At 69.7% G+C, this 2,733-nt stretch carries 1 protein-coding gene; it reads right to left on the reverse strand.

Annotation, left to right across the window (positions count from 1 at the left end; all coding sequences use genetic code 11):
* On the reverse strand, positions 1 to 2,573 hold a 2,573-nt coding region (gene gcvP / locus MKP05_RS21060), incomplete at its 3' end, for an aminomethyl-transferring glycine dehydrogenase (protein ID WP_240570107.1).
* Positions 2,574 to 2,733 lie beyond the last annotated feature (160 nt).

Consider the following 2,733-nt stretch of genomic DNA (forward strand, 5'->3'; position numbering starts at 1 on the left):
AGGGTGCCGGGCACCGGGAAGGACATGGTCGGGGCGTGGAAGCCGTAGTCCATCAGGCGCTTGGCGATGTCCTCCTCGCTGATCCCGGAGCTGGCCTTGAGCGGACGGATGTCGATGATGCACTCGTGGGCCACGCTGCCGTTGGCCCCCTTGTAGAGCACCGGGTAGTGGTCCTCGAGGCGCTTGGCGATGTAGTTGGCGTTGAGGATCGCCAGTTCGGTGGCGCGCGTCAGGCCGCGGGCGCCCATCATCTTGATGTAGGCCCAGGAGATCGGCAGGATCGACGCCGAGCCGAAGGCCGCCGCCGAGACCGCGCCGCAGTCGGCATGCACGCCCTCGAGGGGGGTGACCACATGGTTGGCGACGAAGGGGGCGAGATGCGCCTTGACGCCGATCGGGCCCATGCCGGGGCCGCCGCCGCCGTGGGGGATGCAGAAGGTCTTGTGCAGGTTGAGGTGGCTGACGTCGCCGCCGAAGTCACCCGGGCGCGCCAGGCCCACCTGGGCATTCATGTTGGCGCCGTCGATATAGACCTGGCCGCCCTGGGCATGCACGATCTCGCAGACCTCGCGCACATTGGTCTCGAAGACGCCGTGGGTGGAGGGGTAGGTGATCATGATCGCCGACAGGGCGTCGCCGTGCCGGTCGGCCTTGGCGCGCAGGTCGTCGGTGTCGATGTTGCCGAGCGCGTCGCACTCGACCACCACGACCTTGAGGCCCACCATGGCCGCGGAGGCCGGGTTGGTGCCGTGGGCCGAGCTGGGGATCAGGCAGACGTCGCGGTGGCCCTCGCCGATGGCGGCCTGGTAGCGACGGATCGCCACCAGGCCGGCGTACTCGCCCTGGGCGCCGGAGTTGGGCTGCATGGCGATGTGGTCGTAGCCGGTGATCTCCTCCAGGAAGGCGGCCAGCTCGTCGATCATCTGCTGGTAGCCGGCCACCTGGTCGCGGGGCGCGAAGGGGTGGAGGCGCGCGAACTCCGGCCAGGAGATCGGCATCATCTCGCTGGTGGCGTTGAGCTTCATGGTGCACGAGCCCAGCGGGATCATCGCATGGGTCAGCGACAGGTCCCGGTTCTCCAGGCGCTTGAGATAGCGCAGCATCTCGGTCTCGCTGCGGTAGCGGCGGAAGGTGGGGTGGGTCAGGAAGGCCGAGTTGCGCCGGCAGGCCACGGGAATGCCGCTGGTGCCGGCCGCGACCACGCGGTCGTCGAGCTCACGCACCGAGAGGCCGTGCTCCTCGCCCAGCAGCACGTCGAACAGCACGTCCAGGTCGTGGGCGGTGGTGGTCTCGTCGAGACTCACGCCCACGTCGCCATTGGCGAAATAGCGCAGGTTGATCTCGTGGGTCATGGCCCGGCCATGCAGCTTGCCGGCGTCCACGCCGGTCAGGCGCAGGGTGTCGAACCAGCTGTCGTGGGCGAGGCCGACGCCCCTGGCCTTGAGCCCCTCGGCGAGGAGGGTGGTCAGGCGATGGATGCGCGAGGCGATGGTGGTGAGCCCCTCGGCACCGTGGTAGACGGCATAGAAGCCGGCGATGTTGGCCAGCAGCGCCTGGGCGGTGCAGATGTTGGAGGTCGCCTTCTCGCGGCGGATGTGCTGCTCGCGGGTCTGCATGGCCATGCGCAGCGCCGTATTGCCGCGGCTGTCCCGGGAGACGCCGATGAGGCGGCCGGGAATCGAGCGCTTGAGCTTGTCGGTGGTGGCGAAGAAGGCGGCATGGGGGCCGCCGTAGCCCATGGGCACGCCGAAGCGCTGCGAGGAGCCGACCACGATGTCGGCGCCCAGGGCGCCGGGCTCGGCGAGCAGCACCAGGCTCATGAGGTCGGCGGCCACGCAGGTCATGATGCCACGCTTGCCGGCACCGGCGAGCAGCGGCGCCAGGTCGCGGACCCGGCCGCCGTCCCCCGGGTACTGCAGCAGGGCGCCGAAGACGTCGGCCTCGGCCAGTGCCTCGGCGGGGGCCACGATCAGCTCGAAGCCGAAGTAGGCCGCGCGGGTGCGCACCACGTCGAGGGTCTGGGGCAGGACGTCGTCGGCGACGAAGAAGGCATCGCTCTTCGACTTGCGGTTGGCGCGCTTGCACAGCGCCATGGCCTCGGCCGCCGCGGTGGCCTCGTCGAGCAGCGAGGCGTTGGCCAGTGCCATGCCGGTGAGGTCCATGACCATCTGCTGGAAGTTGAGCAGGCCTTCCAGGCGGCCCTGGGCGATCTCCGGCTGGTAGGGGGTGTAGGCGGTGTACCAGCCCGGGTTCTCCAGCACGTTGCGCTGGATCACCGCCGGCAGGTGGGTGTCGTGGTAGCCCTGGCCGATATAGCTCTTGAACACCTTGTTCTGGCGCGCCAGGCGCTTCAGGTAGTCCAGCGCCTCGGCCTCGCTGCGGGGGGCGTCCAGGGTCAGGGCACGGTCGAGGCGGATGTCCGCGGGCACGGTACGCTCGATGAGCGTCTCCATGCTGTCCAGGTCCAGGGTGGCCAGCATGGCGGCGACGTCATCGGCGTTCGGACCATTATGGCGTTGCAGGAAGTCGTCGTGTGCGGCCAGCTCGGCCAGGCGGCGGTTGTCGAGAGCCATGGAACACCCTATGTGTCTGGACCTGCCGGATCGGCGGCGGTCGGCGAAAAGCGTCCCCGGCCGGGGTGGCCGGGGGGCGGAGGTCGGCGATAGCGGGATCAGTCGTCGGCGTCGGCCACGGCCTGGTAGCCGTCGGCGTCGAGCAGGGCATCGAGGGCGG

Origin of the sequence: Halomonas flagellata (genome assembly GCF_022487945.1) — a bacterium.
Lineage (GTDB): Bacteria > Pseudomonadota > Gammaproteobacteria > Pseudomonadales > Halomonadaceae > Halomonas > Halomonas flagellata.